Genomic DNA, 15,112 nt, shown 5'->3' on the forward strand with positions numbered 1-15,112 from the left:
TTCGTGCCGACAGGAGCGGAAACGCGAAAGCGCCCCGGTCCTGTCGGACCGGGGCGCTTCGGGAAGTCAGTGGCTCAAGCGAGCATCACGAGGACCCATGGCGACCGGACCGACCGGTGCCATAGGTAAAGAGGAAGCTCAGCTGCTTGCGCATGGAACGGATTATTACCGTCCATCGCCCTCAGGGCCAAGCCGATTCGGATGGTGAGACGAAGAGGCCCCCCGGGCCCCCGTTAGAATCGACAAAACAGCCACCTCTTCCGCCGGAAGGCCGCCCCGTGCCAGAAGCACCCTCCGCCGCCCACGACAGCGCCCCGGACACGGTTCTCGTCGTCGACTTCGGCGCCCAGTACGCCCAGCTCATCGCCCGCCGCGTCCGCGAAGCACGGGTCTACAGCGAGATCGTGCCGAGCTCGATGCCCGTCGACGAGATGCTGGCCAAGAACCCCAAGGCGATCATCCTCTCCGGCGGTCCGTCCTCCGTGTACGAAGAGGGTGCCCCCCAGCTCGACCGCGCGATCTTCGAGGCCGGCGTCCCCGTCTTCGGCATGTGCTACGGCTTCCAGCTGATGGCGGTCACCCTCGGTGGCCGGGTCGACAACACCGGCGCCCGCGAGTACGGCCGCACCCCGCTGGCCGTCTCCAAGGCCGGCTCCACCCTCTTCGAGGGCACCCCCGACAACCAGTCGGTGTGGATGTCCCACGGCGACGCCTGCTCCGCCGCCCCCGAGGGCTTCACCGTCACCGCGTCGACGAACGTCGTACCCGTGGCGGCCTTCGAGAACGACGAGAAGAAGCTGTACGGCGTGCAGTACCACCCCGAGGTGATGCACTCCACGCACGGCCAGCAGATCCTGGAGCACTTCCTCTACCGCGGCGCGGGCCTCGCCCCCACCTGGACCACCGGCAACATCGTCGAGGAGCAGATCGCGGCCATCCGCGAGCAGGTCGGCGACAAGCGCGCCATCTGCGGCCTCTCCGGCGGCGTGGACTCCGCGGTCGCCGCGGCCCTCGTCCAGAAGGCCATCGGCTCGCAGCTCACCTGCGTCTACGTCGACCACGGTCTGATGCGCAAGGGCGAGACCGAGCAGGTCGAGAAGGACTTCGTCGCCGCGACCGGCGTGCAGCTGAAGGTCGTCGACGCGCAGGAGCGCTTCCTGACCGCGCTGGCGGGCGTCTCCGACCCGGAGACCAAGCGCAAGATCATCGGCCGTGAGTTCATCCGCGTCTTCGAGCAGGCCCAGCTGGAGATCCTCCAGGAGGACGGCCCCGCGGTCGCCTTCCTCGTGCAGGGCACCCTGTACCCGGACGTCGTCGAGTCCGGCGGCGGCACCGGTACCGCCAACATCAAGTCCCACCACAACGTGGGCGGGCTCCCCGACGACATCGAGTTCGAGCTCGTCGAGCCGCTGCGCCAGCTGTTCAAGGACGAGGTCCGGATGGTCGGCCAGGAGCTCGGCCTGCCCGACGAGATCGTCCAGCGCCAGCCCTTCCCGGGCCCCGGCCTCGGCATCCGCATCGTCGGCGAGGTCACCAAGGAGCGCCTGGACCTGCTCCGCGAGGCCGACGCCATCGCCCGCCACGAGCTCACCGCAGCCGGTCTGGACCGCGAGATCTGGCAGTGCCCGGTCGTCCTGCTCGCGGATGTCCGCAGCGTCGGCGTCCAGGGCGACGGCCGCACCTACGGTCACCCGATCGTGCTGCGCCCCGTCTCCTCGGAAGACGCGATGACCGCCGACTGGACGCGCATGCCGTACGAGGTGCTCGCCCGCATCTCGACCCGCATCACCAACGAGGTGCCGGAGGTGAACCGGGTGGTCCTCGACTGCACGAGCAAGCCCCCGGGCACCATCGAGTGGGAGTAGTCCCACCCGGACCGACACGAAGCCGCCGTCCCGTACCTGCGGGCGGCGGCTTCGCCGTTGCTCTGGCCACTTGGCAGGGGCCCGGGTACCTTGCGCGGCGAGCCGAGCCGTTCGAGGGAGCGCCCATGCCGGACCAGCCCGTACCCGTGCCCGTGGAGCGCCTCGGCTTCGAGATGCCGCCCGTGCACGACACCCCCGACGCGGCGCGCGCCCACCGCAAGGAACGGCTCGCCGAAGCGCTGCGGCTGCTGGCCCGGCTCGGGTACGAGGACGGGGTGGCGGGGCAGATCACCGTGCGGGACCCGGAGTTCGAGGACTGCTACTGGGTGAACCCCTTCGGCCGGGCCTTCGCCGCTCTCACCGCCGACGACCTGCTGCTGGTCGACGGGGACGGGCGGGTGGTCCGGGGCGGGCGCCGGGTCAACCAGCTGGCCTTCGCCGTGCACGCGGCGGTCCATCGGCGGCGCCCCGGGGTGGTCGCCGTCGTTCGCGCCCGGGCCCCGTACGGCAGGGCGCTCGCGGCGCTCGGCGAGCTGCTGGCCCCGATCACCGAGGAGGCCTGCGCCTTCTACGAGGACCACGCGCTGCTCGACGAGTACACCGGCGCCGACGAGCCGGACCGCACCGCGCTCGCGCTGGGCCCGTACAAGGCGCTGGTGCTGCGCAACCGCGGGCTGCTGACGGTGGGGGACTCGGTGGACGCCGCCGTCTGGTGGTTCATCGAGGCGGAGCGGGCCGCGCAGGTGCAGCTGATCGCCCGGGCCGCCGGGAAACCGGTGCCCGTCGACCACCGCGCGGCGGCCCTGACCAGGGAGCGGTTCGGGTCCGATCTGGCCGCCTGGGTGAGCTACCAGCCCCTCAGGGAACTGGTGGCGTCAACATCATGAACCGTTAATCACCTGCTCTGACATCGTGCGCAATCCGGAGCACTGCCGCAGTGGTGCACAATTCGCTGGCATTGCACCGTAGTTCAGAGAGGCGGCACGTACGTGGCTGTCCAAGAGATGTCCCGAGGTACCCATACCACCGCCTGCGCCTGCGACGAGTGCGCTCGCGCGGGCCACCGTCGCGCGGTCGCGGCCTTCCTGGAGAAGCGCGACGAGTTCGCCTCCGGGCAGGGCGTGCCGGCCGCCGTGGCCCACTCGCTCGGCGCCTCCCGCCAGTGGGTCTCCGACGAGCTGACCCTGTCGGCCCGCACCGTCGCCGACCGGGGCCGGGAGGCCGGGAACTCCTGGCTCTACCTGTTCTCGCGGCGGGCCGTCCTCGCCGTCTGGATCGCCGCCGGGGTCCTGCTGCTGGTCCAGGTCGCCGCCGCGCTCGGCACCGGCTGGTCCACGGCGCGCACCGCCGGGCTGCTGGCCGCCCTGGTGCTGGCCGGGCTGCTCACGGTCGCCGCCCGCGCCCAGTCGGTGCGCGGCGGGCTGCTGGCCCCGCTGGTCGGCGAGGACAACCGGCTCTCCACGTCGAAGGCGGTGCCCAGCGCCTGGGTGGTGCTGACGGCCTTCGCCACGCTGCTGCTCGCGCTGCGGCTGGCCACCTCGGCGCCCGGGCCCGACCGGCAGGCCCTGTACGCGGGCCTCGCGCTGGACCGGGCGCTGCCGCTGCTGGCGGTGGTCTCGCTGACCTCGGCCGTCGCGGTCCTGGTGCGCCGGGTGGTCTCCGTACGGATCATGGGCCAGCGGTTGCAGAAGCTGCCGGCCGACCGGCCGCGCGGGGTGGACCTGCTGACGGACGACGCGGGCCGCGGGAGCTTCCCCGACGCGCAGTACGTGCTCGTCTCGACGGTGGTGCTCTCCTACGCGGCCGCCTCGCTGGCGCGCTTCCCGGACCGGCTGCCCCAGCTGCCCTGGGCGATGGCCCTGCTGGTGGCCCTGTCGGCCGCGGTCTACCTGGCGGCCAAGTACGCGGAGGGCAGCCGTCCGCTGGTGCTGTCGGTGGTCCGCAGACGGGAGCCCGGGGATCTGGACGCGGCCGTCCGCCCCGGGGACGACATCGAGATCCGGGGCGTGGGCTTCGTGCCGCCCGGGGCGCAGACGCCGGAGATGCTGGCCCGTCTGGTGGTACGGGTCGGATCGGTGCACGTGCACGTGCCGCTGGTCCCGGTGGCGGGCGGATTCACCAATCCCTCCGACGCCGTGCTGACCGTGCCGGTCCCGGCGGAAGTGGAACCGGGGCGCGTCGAGGTCCAGGTGGTCACGGCCGCAGGAGTGGAATCCAACCGCTGCACCATCGATGTTGCCGAGTGATCGGGGTACACATGTCGCGTGAACCGAACCGATGTTCTTGAAGCCGATGCCCCTCGCGACGTGGCGGGGCTCCGTGAGCTCGCCTCCCGGCACGCACTGCTGCCCCTGCGCATCTTCCTCGGTGTGACCTTCGTGTACGCGGGGCTGGACAAACTGACCGACCCGGCGTTCCTCTCCGCCTCCGGCGACGGCTCCATCGGCGACCTGATGCGCGGGGTGCGCGACACCTCCGCGAGCTCGGCCCTGGTGGACCTGGCGCTGAACTCGCCCGTCGGCTTCGCCGTCGCCCTGGCCATCGGGGAGATCCTCGTCGGCCTGGGGACCCTGGCCGGCCTGCTGACCCGCATCGCGGCCTTCGGCGGAGCGCTCATCGCGCTCAGCCTGTGGCTCACGGTGTCGTGGGCGGTGACCCCGTACTACTACGGCAACGACCTGATCTACATGATGGCGTGGACCCCGCTGATCCTGGCCGGGGCGCCCTACCTGTCGCTGGACTCGGTGATCCGGTCGCGCCGGTCCCGGCGTACGGCGTAGGTCACCAGCCCCACCAGCGCGGCGAGCGAGAGCCCGCCCAGGGTGATGGGGATGATCGCGAACCAGGGCAGGTCGGCCTCTCCGGTGTTGTCGAGCAGGTAGAGCACGCCCGCCACCACCAGGACCAGCCCCGCGATCAGCCGTCCCGGCTGGAACTCATGACGCCGCACGGGCCACCTCCACCTGTCCGATACCCGCAGTGAGGTCCAGCTCGATCGTCCCGCCGGCCTCGGTGCCGGCCGCCGGCACGAGGGTCTCCGTACGGTTCTGCTCCCCGACCCGCTCGATCCGGTCAGCGCGGTCCCCGGGCATCTGCACGTCGCCCACGCGCCGGATGGTGACATCGGCCTGCGCGGTGACCTCCCGCGGCAGGACCACCTTGAGCCGGCCCGCCTCGATGGAGGCCTCCACCGCCACGGTGGTGCCCTTCGGCACGTCCAGACGGCTCAGGTCCAGGGTGGCGAACCCGGTGCCCGCCTCGTACACGGGCTTCACATCGGCGACCGCGGCCGGACGCCACTCCACCCGCTGCCAGTCCGTGCCGATCTCCCGCGGCAGCACGGCCGCGCCCGCGAGCAGGCCCGAGGTGAACACGGCCAGCACGATCGTGCCGAATCCGGTGCGGCCCAGCAGGGAGCTGACCGCGAGGCCCAGACCGAAGACGATCAGGGCGGCGGCGAGCCCCGTCTGCAGGGCCTCGCCCAGCGGGCTGTCGTCCCATCCGGCTGCGGTCCCCACGAACCCGGCCAGCAGCGCCAGTACGAAGACCCGGCCGCCGATGCCGCCGCGCGGGCGGGCCGGGGCGGCGGGCGGCTTCACGGACGACGCCCGGGTGCGGTCGGGCGCCACCGCGTCGACGGTGTCGTCGGGCCCCCACAGGTACCCCGTCCCGCCGACCGGGCCGGTTGTACCGTCCTTGACCAGAGGATCCCGCCACCAGGACGGGCCGCCCGGGGCGGGCGGAGCCTGCGTCTCCGGCGGGGCGGGCGAGTGCGCGGTGCGGTTCGCACCGCCGGCCGGGTCGGCCTCCTGCGCCTCGGGCTGGTGGGTGTGCCGCTGCCGCTGCGACCAGTACGAGGCCCCGCCCAGCGCCAGGACGACCAGCACCGAGAAGGCCGCCAGCCCGCCGTTGTCCAGCATCGACAGGAACAGTGCGCAGCCCACCAGCGCCGCGAACACCGCCGCCAGCGTGGCGCCCTCGACCCGGCCGGTCAGCAGCTTCTTCGCCTCGCTGTCCTCCTCCCCCTCCTGGGGGAGCAGCAGCCACGCGAAGCCGTAGAAGATCAGACCCACACCGCCGGTCACCGCGAGGACGCCGAGGACGATGCGGAAGACCACCGGGTCCAGGTCGAAGTACCGGCCGAGGCCGCCGCACACGCCCGCGAGGACCTTGTCGCGTCTGCTGCGGCGCAGCGGCGGCCTGGACTGCGCCCGGGGGGCCCCGGGCCCGGCCGGCGGGGCGTCGTGTACTTCGGTCATGGGTCCATGGTGACGGCCCGCGGAAGCCGTGGGCATCCGGCCCTACCCTGGTGCAACCCTGATATCCCCCCGGCAGAAGTGGGGGGATGCCCTGATGACCGGCCGCGGCCCGGCGTGTGACCCTTGGTGACATGCCCGTAGCCGCCGCTCCCCGCACCCCGAACGCACCGGACGACGACGAGGTCCCGCAGCGCAAGCTCTACCGCAGCGCCGACGGCCGGATGCTCGGCGGTGTCGCGCGCGGTCTCGCCGGGCACCTGGGGCTGCCGGTGGGCTGGGTCCGGCTCGCGTTCCTGCTGCTGTTCATGTGGGGCGACGGCCTGGGCGTGCTGCTGTACGCCGCGTTCTGGGTCTTCGTACCGCTCGGCATCGGCGGCCGGACCGGGCACCGCTCCTTCTTCGAGACCCTCCCCGACGGCACCCGCCGGCTGCGCAAACCCGACCGCGGGCAGATCACCGCGCTGATCGCCCTGTTCATCGGCGTGGGCATCTTCATCTCCAAGGTCCAGCTCGGCGGCGCGTCCGGCCGGTACGTGTGGCCGACGCTGCTGGTCGGGGCCGGGGTGGTGCTCGTATGGCGGCAGGCGGACAACGCCCGCCGCGCGCACTGGTCCTCGGCCGTCGGCCGGCACGGGCGCCTCCTCCAGGTCGCGCGGGCACTCGCCGGAGTCGCCCTGGTCGGTGTGGGCCTGACCGTCTTCATCGTCGTACGGGGCTCCGCCGCACAGCTCGGCAACGTCCTCACCGCCACCCTCGCCGTCCTCGTCGGCGTGGCCCTGCTCGCCGGTCCCTGGCTGATCCGGCTGACGCAGGACCTCTCCGAGGAGCGCCTGATGCGCATCCGGGCCCAGGAGCGCGCCGAGGTCGCCGCCCACGTGCACGACTCGGTGCTGCACACCCTCACCCTGATCCAGCGCAACGCGGAGGACGCCTCCGAGGTGCGCCGCCTCGCACGGGCGCAGGAACGCGAACTGCGGAACTGGCTCTACAGGCCCGAGGGCACCGGCAAGGACGAGGACGAGGAGCCGGCCACCCTCGCGGAGGCCGTGAAGAAGACCGCCGCCGAGGTGGAGGACCACCACGGCGTCCCGATCGAGGTCGTGGTCGTCGGCGACTGCCCGCTCGACGAACGGCTGGCGGCACAGATCCAGGCAGCGCGCGAGGCGATGGTCAACGCCGCCAAGTACGGTGGCGAGGGCGGGCCGGTACAGGTGTACGCGGAGGTGGAGGGGCAGACGGTGTTCGTGTCCGTACGGGACCGGGGACCCGGTTTCGACATCGACGCGGTACCGGGCGACCGCATGGGCGTACGAGAATCGATCATCGGCCGGATGCAGCGCAACGGCGGGACCGCACGGCTGCGGTCCGCACCCGACGGCGGCACGGAAGTCGAGCTGGAGATGGAGAGGGCGGCGAACGCAGCATGACCGAGGCCGGAGAGAACGCAGGCGCGGGGGAGACCAGGCGTGTCCGGGTGGTGCTCGTCGACGACCACCGGATGTTCCGTACGGGAGTGCAGGCCGAGATCGGCGAGACCGAACGCACGGGCGTCGAGGTCGTCGGGGAGGCGGCCGACGTCGACCAGGCCGTCACCGTCATCACCGCGACCCGGCCCGAGGTGGTCCTGCTCGACGTGCACCTGCCCGGCGGCGGCGGCGTCGAGGTGCTGCGGCGCTGCGCCCCGCTGATGGCGGCGGCCGAGAACCCGGTCCGCTTCCTGGCGCTGTCGGTGTCGGACGCGGCCGAGGACGTCATCGGGGTCATCCGGGGCGGTGCGCGCGGGTACGTCACCAAGACCATCACCGGCACCGACCTGGTGGACTCGGTCTTCCGCGTGCAGGACGGGGACGCGGTGTTCTCGCCGCGGCTGGCGGGCTTCGTGCTCGACGCCTTCGCCTCGACGGACGCGCCGCCGGTGGACGAGGACCTGGACCGGCTCACGCAGCGCGAGCGCGAGGTGCTGCGGCTGATCGCGCGCGGGTACGCGTACAAGGAGATCGCCAAGCAGCTGTTCATCTCGGTGAAGACGGTGGAGTCCCACGTCTCGGCCGTCCTGCGCAAGCTCCAGCTCTCCAACCGGCACGAACTGACCCGCTGGGCGACGGCCCGCCGCCTGGTCTGAGTCCGGCGTCAGAGGCCTGACCTGCGGTGTGACCGACGCCGCAGGTCGACCTCGCAACCGGGAGCGCGCGCACCGCCCTCTAGGCTGGCGTGATGAGCTTGACCGGTACACCCTTCTTCGTGACGGTGATCGCCCTGACCGCGATCGCCGTCATCCTTCCGCTCGCCGTCTGGAGCAAGGTGCGCGGCCCTGCCGTCGTACGCACCGCCGTGCGTGCCCTGATGGTGGTGTTCGCCCAGGTCACGGCCATCGCCGTGGTGTTCACCGCGGTCAACCGCGCCGAGCACTTCTATGCCTCGTGGGGCGACCTGCTCGGCACCGGCAAGTACGTCACGGCCGCCCCCGACCTCGGCCCCGACGGGCTCGGCGGCAAGAAGGCGGACGAGGCGCCGAAGGTGCGCCAGCAGTTCCAGCCGGTGGAGGGCCTCGGCGGGCGGGTGCAGAAGACCGATCTCGACGGCAAGGTCTCCGGGGTCAGGGGCGACGTCCTGGTGTGGCTGCCGCCGCAGTACGACGACCCGGCCTACAAGGACAAGAAGTTCCCGGTGGTGGAGCTGATCCCTGGCATACCGGGGACGGGGAAGTCCTGGTTCCAGGGGCTCAAGGTGCACGAGGTGCTGGAGCCGCTGATGAAGAGCGGCAAGGTGCAGCCGTTCATCCTCGTCTCGCCGCGCGCCATGCTGGTCGGCAACGGCGACACCGGCTGCGCCAACCTTCCCGGCAAGGTCAACGCGGACAGCTGGTTCAGCGTCGACGTCCGCAAGATGGTCGTCGACAACTTCCGTGCCTCGGGCGAGGCGCGCACCTGGGGCGTCGCCGGGTACTCGGCCGGCGCCTACTGCGCGGCCAAGCTGGCCATCGCCCACCCCGACCGCTACAGCGCGGCCGTCTCCCTGTCCGGCTACAACGACCCCGGCCAGGAGCCCTCCTCGCTGGTCGCGCAGGACCCGGAACTGCGGCGCACGCACAACCTGAAGCACGTCCTGCAGTCCGCGCCCACCCCGCCGCCGGTGGCGCTGTGGCTGTCGGGGGCCGAGCACGACGGGTACCTGTCCGGCGTGGACCTCAAGTCGATCGCGAAGAGCCCGACCGTGGTGCACGCGGAGAAGGTCGTCGGCGGGCACAACCTCGAAGCGTGGTCCAAGCAGCTGCCGCAGACCTTCGGCTGGCTGAGCGGCCTGGTCAAGGCTCCGTAGGCGGTCCGGGGCGGTCCGGGGCGGTCCGGGGCGGTCCGGGGCGGTCCGTCCGCGGCCTACGCGGGGCGCGAGGCGCCGGCCCAGGGCATCGAGTCGATAGGCGCCGACCGGACCGTCGATCCGGGGCGCGGCGCGTGGATCATCTGGCCGTTGCCGATGTAGAGGCCGACGTGGGTGACCCCGGAGTAGAAGAACACCAGGTCGCCGGGGGCCAGCTGGTCGCGGGACACGCGCCGGCCGGCGTTGATCTGGGTGTAGGTGGTGCGGGGCAGGGAGACCCCGGCCGAGCGCCAGGCCGCCTGGGTCAGTCCGGAGCAGTCGAAGGACCCCGGGCCGGTCGCGCCCCAGATGTACGGCTTTCCGATCGCGCTGTGCGCGAAGGCCACGGCGCGGGCCGCGCGCGATCCGTCGGACGGAGGCGGGGGAGTGCTGCCCGTGGGTCCGGGTGCGGCGGGTGCGGCCCCCGCTCCGCCGGGTGCCTGGGCCTCGTAGGCGGCCCGCTCCTCGGCGGTGAGCCGGGCCAGCAGGTTCTTCGCGGCGGTGAGCTTCTCCTCGATCACGGTCTTGTGCCCGGCGAGTTCGTCCTGCCGGGACCGGAGGTCGGCGAGCCGTCCCGCGGCCCGCTCCCGCAGCTTCCCGACCTCGTCGAGCCGGCGGCGCACGGTGGTGATCCCGGCGGCGTTGCGGTCCCCGGCGCGGGCGATGAAGGAGGCCTGGGAGAGGTACTGCTGCGGGTCGGACGCCAGCGCGAGCTGTACGGCGGTGCCCAGGGAGCCGCTGCGGTACTGGGAGGCGGCGAGCGTTCCGAGGGCGCTGCGGGCGGTGTTGAGCTGGTCGGTCTTGCGGGCGGTCTCCTCGCGCAGTCCGGTCAGCGCGCGTTCGGCCTCGTCCGCCTGTTCCTTCGCCCCGTTGTACCGCTCGGTCGCCGCCTCGGCCTCCTCGTAGAGCCGGTCCACCTCCGACTTGACCTGGGCGGGGGTGGGCCGGGGGGCGGCGTGGGAGACGCCTTCGAAGGCGGTGGCGGTGGCAGCGCCCGCGAGGGCGAGGGTGGCGGCCGTGGCCCGTGCCGGGCCGCCGGCGAGCGGGCGCTGCCTGGGCTTTCGATGACTGGCCACGAGGGCCTCACGTCCTTCCTCCGTCGGTGCTTGGAGGAGGACGCTAGACCCGAAGGTAACGGGCGAATGACGGGATGATCGTAAGTGGTCCGATATGACCGGAGCTGGCCACCCGGGACCGGAACGGATCGCTCCGGTGTGGATCAGTGCCAGAGAACGGCGATGAAGATGTTGATCACGGTCAGCCCGCCGACCGCGCCGAACAGCGCCTTGTCCACCTGCTCCTCGTCGCGCTTGACGTAGACGAGGCAGAGGATCACGAAGAGGATCGCGAGCTTCACGCCCACCTTGACGTTGTTGACGGGGGTCCCGTCCATCTGGTTGAAGCCGACGAGCAGTACGCCGGTGACGAGCATGGTGAGCGAGCCGTGCAGCATGGCGGGCGTGAAGCGGGCGGTGCCCGCGCTCATCGCCTTCATCTGGGTCAGGAACCCACCGAGGAGCGAGGCGATCCCGATGATGTGCAGGCCGACGAAGACATTGATGAGTACGTCCATGGCGTCGAGCGTACGAGGCGCCCCGGTCAGCCGAGGAAGCGGGTCAGCTCGGCCGTGACGACCTCCGGCCGCTCCTCCGGGAGGTAGTGGCCACTGCCGTCCACGCGGACCACCCGGGTGTCGGTACCGAGCGGCGGGACGGCCTCCCGCAGCTGCTCGTAATTGCTGTACTCGCCGCCCAGGGCGAGGAGGGGGACGGTGACCGGGGCGTAGCCGGCGAGGTCGGCGATGTCCTGTGCGAAGGACCGGTACCAGGCGTTGCCGGCCCGGATCGCGTCCGGGGAGTCGTACGCACGGGCGTACACGGCGCGGGAGCGGGCGTCGATGGACGCGGGGTCGGCGGACGCGGCACCGAACAGCCAGTCCAGCAGGAAGTGGTAGCGCCCGGCGAGGAGCTGCTCGGGCAGGCCCTGCACCTGGTTGAAGGCGAACCACCACAGGTGGGGGAGCCCGGGGCGGGGCAGCAGGGGCATCTGCGCCCAGGCCCCGTCGGGGTGCGAGACGTCGAGGAGGGCGATGCGGTCGGTGGCCTCGGGGTGGTTGGCGGCGAAGGCGTAGGCGATCATCGCGCCGATGTCGTGGCCGACGACGTGCGCCCGTTCCAGGCCGAGATGGACGAGGAGGGCGTGGACGTCGGCGGCCATCGTCTTCTTGTCGTAGCCGGTGTCGGGCTTGGCGGAGCCGCCCATGCCGCGCAGGTCGACGGCGATCACCCGGTACCGGCGGGCCAGGGCGGGCAGCATCTTGTTCCATTGCCACCAGGTCTGGGGCCAGCCGCCGAGGAGGACGAGCGGTGCGCCGGAGCCGCCCTCGACGTAGTGCAGCCGGGTGCCGTTGACCTCGGCGTGGTGGCTGGTGAAGCCGCCGTCGAGGGAGGCCGCGAGGGCGGCGTCGGAGAGGGAGGCGTCGTCGAGGTGGGCGTCGTCGAGCGGGGCGTCGTCGAGCGGGGCGGTGGCGGGCATGGGGGTCCTCACTGGGGACGGGTGCGGAGCAGATGACCGTTCGAGAATCTCGAACGGTTTGAACCGTACGAGATCTTCGAATGGTTTGGCAATGTCTGTACGAGAACTGCGTACAGTGGGGTCATGCCTGCTGCCGCCGCCGAGCCGACCCACCCCGCCGCCGACCGCATCGAGCTGGTCGAGGTCCTGGCGGCGCTCGGACACCCCGTCCGGCTGGAGATCGTCCGCAAGCTGGCCTCCGGCGAAGAGGCGTTCTGCGGCGAGGTCGTCCCCGACCTGCCCCGCTCCAGCGTCACGCACCACCTCAAGACGCTGCGCGAGAGCGGGCTCATCTGCCAGCGCCCCCAGGGCCGCAAGCTCTTCCTCGCGCTGCGCCGCGAGGACCTGGAGCTCCGTTTTCCCGGTCTGCTCGAACTCGTGCTGGCCTGTCGGTCCCGCCCCCTAGACTCGGAATGCGATGAGCAGCCTCTTTGACGACAGTTTCCTGGCGGACCTCACCCCCTCCGACGAGGTCCCGCCGCCGCCCGAGGACCACGCCGCCCCGGAAGCGGGCGCGGACGACCTCTTCGGCGGGCACTTCGACGTACCCATGACCGGGGACGCGTACTACCGGGACGGCGCCCCCAAGCCCGTCATCGACCCGGCGACGCTCCTGGACGGGCTCAATGAGCAGCAGCGCGCGGCCGTCGTGCACGCGGGCTCCCCGCTGCTCATCGTGGCCGGCGCCGGCTCCGGCAAGACCCGGGTGCTGACCCACCGCATCGGACACCTGCTGTCCGCGCGGAACGTCCACCCGGGCCAGATCCTGGCGATCACCTTCACCAACAAGGCCGCCGGCGAGATGAAGGAGCGCGTCGAGAGCCTGGTCGGCCCGCGCGCGAACGCCATGTGGGTCTCCACCTTCCACAGCGCGTGCGTGCGCATCCTGCGCCGCGAGTCCAAGCGGCTCGGCTTCACGTCCTCGTTCTCGATCTACGACGCGGCCGACTCGAAGCGCCTGATGGCGCTCGTCTGCCGCGACCTGGACCTGGACCCGAAGAAGTTCCCGCCGAAGGCCTTCAACGCCAAGATCTCGAACCTGAAGAACGAGCTGATAGACGAGGACGCCTTCGCCGGCCAGGCCGCCGACGGTTTCGAGAAGACGCTCGCCCAGGCGTACGCGATGTACCAGGGGCGGCTGCGCGAGGCCAACGCCCTCGACTTCGACGACATCATCATGACCACGGTCCACCTGCTCCAGGCGTTCCCGGACGTCGCCGAGCACTACCGGCGCCGCTTCCGGCACGTCCTGGTCGACGAGTACCAGGACACCAACCACGCGCAGTACACGCTGGTGCGCGAGCTGGTGGGCACCGGCTACCCGGACCTGCCGCCGGCCGAGCTGTGCGTGGTGGGTGACGCCGACCAGTCGATCTACGCCTTCCGCGGCGCGACCATCCGCAACATCCTCCAGTTCGAGGAGGACTACAAGGACGCGACGACGATCCTGCTGGAGCAGAACTACCGCTCCACCCAGACGATCCTCTCCGCGGCCAATGCGGTCATCGAGCGCAACGAGAACCGCCGCGCCAAGAACCTGTGGACCCAGGCCGGCACCGGCGCCGTCATCACCGGCTACGTCGCGGACACCGAGCACGACGAGGCGCAGTTCGTCGCCGACGAGATCGACCGGCTCACCGACGCGGGCGACGCCAAGGCGGGCGACGTCGCGATCTTCTACCGGACCAACGCGCAGTCGCGCGTCTTCGAGGAGATCTTCATCAGGGTCGGACTGCCCTACAAGGTCGTCGGCGGGGTCCGGTTCTACGAGCGCAAGGAGGTCCGCGACGTCCTCGCGTACCTGCGCGTGCTGGCGAACCCCGAGGACAACGTCCCGCTGCGGCGCATCCTGAACGTGCCCAAGCGCGGTATCGGCGAGCGCGCCGAGGCGATGATCGACGCCCTCGCGATGCGCGAGAAGATCACCTTCCCGCAGGCGCTGCGGCGCGTGGACGAGGCCTTCGGCATGGCCGCGCGCTCCACCAACGCGGTGAAGCGGTTCAACGTGCTGATGGAGGAACTGCGCACCATCGTCGACTCGGGCGCCGGCCCGGCGGTGGTGCTGGAGGCGGTCCTGGAGCGTACGGGCTACCTCGCCGAGCTCCAGGCGTCGACCGACCCGCAGGACGAGACCCGCATCGAGAACCTGCAGGAGCTCGCGGCGGTGGCGCTGGAGTTCGAGCAGGCGCGCGAGGCCGCGGCGGCCGAGGCCGCCGAGACCGGGGCCCCGGCCCCCGGGTCCGGCACCCTGGCCGAGTTCCTGGAACAGGTCGCGCTCGTCGCCGACTCCGACCAGATCCCGGACGAGGACACCGAGGGCACGGGCGTCATCACGCTGATGACCCTGCACACCGCCAAGGGCCTGGAATTCCCGGTGGTCTTCCTGACCGGCATGGAGGACGGGGTCTTCCCGCACATGCGGGCGCTCGGCCAGACCAAGGAGCTGGAGGAGGAGCGCCGCCTCGCGTACGTCGGCATCACACGGGCGCGCGAGCGGCTCTACCTGACGCGCTCCAGCATGCGCAGCGCGTGGGGTACGCCCTCGTACAACCCGCCCTCGCGCTTCCTGGAGGAGATCCCGGCCGAGTACCTCCAGTGGAAGCGGACGGGCGCCACGCAGAAGCCGGCGGGGCCGATGCGGAGCTCGGGGTACGGATCGTCCTCGTCCGGTTCGGGGAGGGCGACGTTCGGCACCTCGCCGGAGGCGTTCCTGTCCTCGTCGCGTACGAAGTCGGGCCCGTCGGGATTCGCAACGCGGCGGGCCGCCGACAAGCCGGTCATCGCGCTGGTGGTCGGGGACCGGGTCACGCACGACCAGTTCGGGCTCGGCACCGTCATGGAGGTCAAGGGAGCGGGCGCGGACGCGCAGGCCACCATCGACTTCGGGGACGACAAGCCCAAGCGGCTGCTGCTGCGTTACGCGCCGGTGCAGAAGCTCTGAGCCGGGGCCCATGCGGAAGGCCGCGTGGCCCTCGGGCCACGCGGCCCTCGGCGTGAGCGGTTCGCGGTGAGCGGCCGGTGGTTCGTGGCCGGTGGTTCGTGGCTCCGGTCCTCCGG

General features: G+C 71.8%; 14 protein-coding genes. 9 read left to right on the forward strand and 5 right to left on the reverse strand.

Going from position 1 to position 15,112, the window contains the following annotated elements:
• Positions 1-278 precede the first annotated feature (278 nt).
• From guaA to OG444_RS23585, 4 genes are all read left to right on the forward strand, one after another.
• Positions 279-1,865, forward strand: coding sequence for a glutamine-hydrolyzing GMP synthase (guaA, locus tag OG444_RS23570; protein WP_327264038.1), 1,587 nt, complete (start codon positions 279-281; stop codon positions 1,863-1,865).
• Positions 1,866-1,990: 125 nt separating this feature from the next.
• Positions 1,991-2,752, forward strand: a complete 762-nt coding sequence (locus OG444_RS23575) for a class II aldolase/adducin family protein (RefSeq protein WP_327264039.1) — start codon at positions 1,991-1,993, stop codon at positions 2,750-2,752.
• A gap of 102 nt (positions 2,753-2,854) precedes the next feature.
• Positions 2,855-4,111: a hypothetical protein gene (locus OG444_RS23580; RefSeq protein WP_327264040.1), complete on the forward strand. Its 1,257-nt coding sequence runs from the start codon at positions 2,855-2,857 to the stop codon at positions 4,109-4,111.
• An 18-nt stretch (positions 4,112-4,129) separates the two neighbouring features.
• On the forward strand, positions 4,130-4,645 hold the full coding sequence (locus tag OG444_RS23585; RefSeq protein WP_327264041.1) for a TQO small subunit DoxD: 516 nt from the start codon (positions 4,130-4,132) through the stop codon (positions 4,643-4,645).
• Here the strand turns inward: OG444_RS23585 and OG444_RS23590 are convergent.
• Together OG444_RS23590 and OG444_RS23595 are read right to left on the reverse strand one after the other, a co-directional pair.
• Positions 4,591-4,815, reverse strand: coding sequence for a hypothetical protein (locus OG444_RS23590; RefSeq protein WP_327264042.1), 225 nt, complete (start codon positions 4,813-4,815; stop codon positions 4,591-4,593). The genes OG444_RS23585 and OG444_RS23590 overlap by 55 nt on opposite strands.
• Positions 4,802-6,124 carry a PspC domain-containing protein gene (locus tag OG444_RS23595; RefSeq protein ID WP_327264043.1) on the reverse strand — a complete coding sequence of 441 codons (1,323 nt, stop codon included), beginning with the start codon at positions 6,122-6,124 and terminating at the stop codon, positions 4,802-4,804. The genes OG444_RS23590 and OG444_RS23595 overlap by 14 nt, the downstream gene beginning before the upstream one ends.
• Positions 6,125-6,255: 131 nt before the next feature.
• On the opposite strand from OG444_RS23595, the gene OG444_RS23600 reads away from it, so the two are divergent.
• The 3 genes from OG444_RS23600 (at position 6,256) to OG444_RS23610 (ending at position 9,442) form a co-directional block, all read left to right on the forward strand.
• The gene (locus OG444_RS23600) at positions 6,256-7,551 is read left to right on the forward strand and encodes an ATP-binding protein (protein ID WP_327264044.1); all 1,296 of its coding nucleotides are present in this window, start codon (positions 6,256-6,258) and stop codon (positions 7,549-7,551) included.
• The gene (locus OG444_RS23605) at positions 7,548-8,246 is read left to right on the forward strand and encodes a response regulator transcription factor (protein ID WP_327264045.1); all 699 of its coding nucleotides are present in this window, start codon (positions 7,548-7,550) and stop codon (positions 8,244-8,246) included. The genes OG444_RS23600 and OG444_RS23605 overlap by 4 nt, the downstream gene beginning before the upstream one ends.
• 92 nt (positions 8,247-8,338) lie before the next feature.
• Positions 8,339-9,442 (forward strand): alpha/beta hydrolase, encoded by a 1,104-nt coding sequence (locus OG444_RS23610; RefSeq protein WP_327264046.1) that lies wholly within the window; start codon positions 8,339-8,341, stop codon positions 9,440-9,442.
• Between the two features lie 56 nt (positions 9,443-9,498).
• Here the strand turns inward: OG444_RS23610 and OG444_RS23615 are convergent, their stop codons facing one another.
• From OG444_RS23615 to OG444_RS23625, 3 genes are all read right to left on the reverse strand, one after another.
• Positions 9,499-10,557, reverse strand: a complete 1,059-nt coding sequence (locus OG444_RS23615; RefSeq protein WP_327264047.1) for a C40 family peptidase — start codon at positions 10,555-10,557, stop codon at positions 9,499-9,501.
• A 143-nt stretch (positions 10,558-10,700) separates the two neighbouring features.
• Entirely contained in the window at positions 10,701-11,054 is a 354-nt protein-coding gene (locus tag OG444_RS23620) for a hypothetical protein (RefSeq protein ID WP_327264048.1), read from the reverse strand.
• Positions 11,055-11,080: 26 nt separating this feature from the next.
• The gene (locus tag OG444_RS23625) at positions 11,081-12,016 is read right to left on the reverse strand and encodes an alpha/beta fold hydrolase (RefSeq protein ID WP_327264049.1); all 936 of its coding nucleotides are present in this window, start codon (positions 12,014-12,016) and stop codon (positions 11,081-11,083) included.
• 123 nt (positions 12,017-12,139) lie between these two features.
• Between OG444_RS23625 and OG444_RS23630 the strand changes: the two genes are divergently transcribed.
• Together OG444_RS23630 and pcrA are read left to right on the forward strand one after the other, a co-directional pair.
• Positions 12,140-12,490 carry an ArsR/SmtB family transcription factor gene (locus OG444_RS23630; protein WP_030712754.1) on the forward strand — a complete coding sequence of 117 codons (351 nt, stop codon included), beginning with the start codon at positions 12,140-12,142 and terminating at the stop codon, positions 12,488-12,490.
• Entirely contained in the window at positions 12,474-14,996 is a 2,523-nt protein-coding gene (gene pcrA / locus OG444_RS23635; protein WP_327264050.1) for a DNA helicase PcrA, read from the forward strand. Before OG444_RS23630 ends, pcrA begins: the two co-directional genes overlap by 17 nt.
• Positions 14,997-15,112: the final 116 nt, after the last annotated feature.

Origin of the sequence: Streptomyces sp. NBC_01232 (assembly GCF_035989885.1) — a bacterium.
In the GTDB taxonomy this organism is placed as follows: domain Bacteria; phylum Actinomycetota; class Actinomycetes; order Streptomycetales; family Streptomycetaceae; genus Streptomyces.